Consider the following 1,607-nt stretch of genomic DNA (forward strand, 5'->3'; position numbering starts at 1 on the left):
TCCGTCGTGGCGGTACCAGTGGAGGTCGCCGTTGGGTTTGATGGCGTAGATGACGCCTTCGCTGCCGCTGAAGACTTCGTTGTAGATGTTCCAGCCGCCGCTGATTTTGTTGCCCCCGGCTCCGGCCGTCCAATGAGCCGTACCCTGCGTCCACCCGTCATGGCGGTACCAGTGCAAGTCACCATGCGGGTAAATACTGTAGAACGCGAAACGAACACCTGTGACATGGGTTGCTGGCATGGTGAATCCCTCTTCAGAGGCCGCCCCAGGACGCATCGGGTGTGTGCATGGCCAAGATGCAGACGGGCTGAGTCGGCCTCACAACGGAAGACCCCTACGAGATGACATCGTCCCTGGCGACTCTTGATCTCCGGCATCAGGGGTCATCTCCCTCTCTACTACACTGCGCGTGCCGGGTGTTCCTCGCAAACGGAAACGCCAACTGCGGTTCCCGGCCTGCCAAGCGGTGTCGGTCTCCGTTTTCCGTGACGGTCCGTCGGTTTCATCGGTGGGCCGTTTCGGTTGTTTCGGATCGGTGAGGTGAGACGCTCCGGCGGGGAAGACGGCGTCGGCAACTCGGCGCCGTTGCTCAATCCGCGTGATAAATCAGACCGTCGGCGGTGTCCCCGGAGATCACCCCGTGTGCCGCTGATAGGGCTTCCCTGTGATCACACGACTTCGCGCCCTTTCGGCAGCAGCAGCACTGACCGCGGCCGCCCTTCTGGCAGCCTGTGGCACCACACCCTCCACACATCAAGCCCCTGAGGGGAAGAATTCCGTCGCTGGACCGGCGGCTGCTCCGCCGAAGCCGTCACCGAGTCCGACGAGGCTCAAGCCTCACCCGGTGAACTGCCGTAAGGCGAAGTGCGTGGCGCTGACCTTCGACGCCGGCCCCGGTCCTTACACGGCACGGCTGTTGGACATTCTCAAAGCCAAGCGTGTGAACGCCACGTTCTTCCTCCTCGGCAAGAACCACGTGGCCCGCTACCCCGACCTGGTGCGCCGGGAGGCGGCGGAAGGGCACGAGATCGGCAACCACACCTGGAGCCACCCTCGCCTCACCGAGGTCTCCGAGGCGGAGATCCGACGGCAGCTCGAGAAGGTGCAGAAGCAGGTCAAGGATCTCACCGGGCGGGCCCCGACCCTCATGCGCCCGCCGCAGGGAGTCTCCGACGCGCGTGTGGCCCGGATCAGCCGGTCCCTCGGGCTCGCACAGATCCTGTGGACCGTGACGGCCAAGGACTACCTCAGTCCCGCGTCGAAAGTCATCACCCAGCGCGTGCTGACCCAGGCGAAGCGGGACGGCATCATCCTGCTGCACGACATCTACCCCAACACCACGCCCGCCGTCCCCGCCATCATCGACGGTCTGCGCAAACGCGGCCTGACCCCGGTGACGGTCTCGCAGCTCTTCGCTCCCGCCAAGCCAGTGCCGGGCCGGGCGTATTGGAACGCGCCGCGCGCCGTTCCGGCGAGTGACCGGACCTCGGCCGGGACAACTTCCCAGCCTGTCTCGTGACGGGGGCGCCGCTAGGGTCTGTGTGACGTTGTGATCAGCCAGTTGCCTTCAGCAGGTCGTTGATCCAGATCATTGAGGCCCGGAGGTG

The 1,607-nt window shown here is 65.0% G+C and carries 1 protein-coding gene and 1 pseudogene; one reads left to right on the plus strand and one right to left on the minus strand.

The window, feature by feature from the left end:
• On the minus strand, nt 1-240 hold a 240-nt coding region (locus tag ACHBTE_RS32290; protein WP_394728652.1), incomplete at its 3' end, for a tachylectin-related carbohydrate-binding protein.
• A gap of 424 nt (nt 241-664) precedes the next feature.
• Here ACHBTE_RS32290 and ACHBTE_RS32295 point away from each other — a divergent pair.
• Nucleotides 665-1,447 (plus strand): annotated as a pseudogene (locus tag ACHBTE_RS32295) (polysaccharide deacetylase family protein); the annotation flags it as partial.
• Nucleotides 1,448-1,607 lie beyond the last annotated feature (160 nt).

This window comes from Streptomyces sp. M41, assembly GCF_043673425.1.
Classification (GTDB): domain Bacteria; phylum Actinomycetota; class Actinomycetes; order Streptomycetales; family Streptomycetaceae; genus Streptomyces.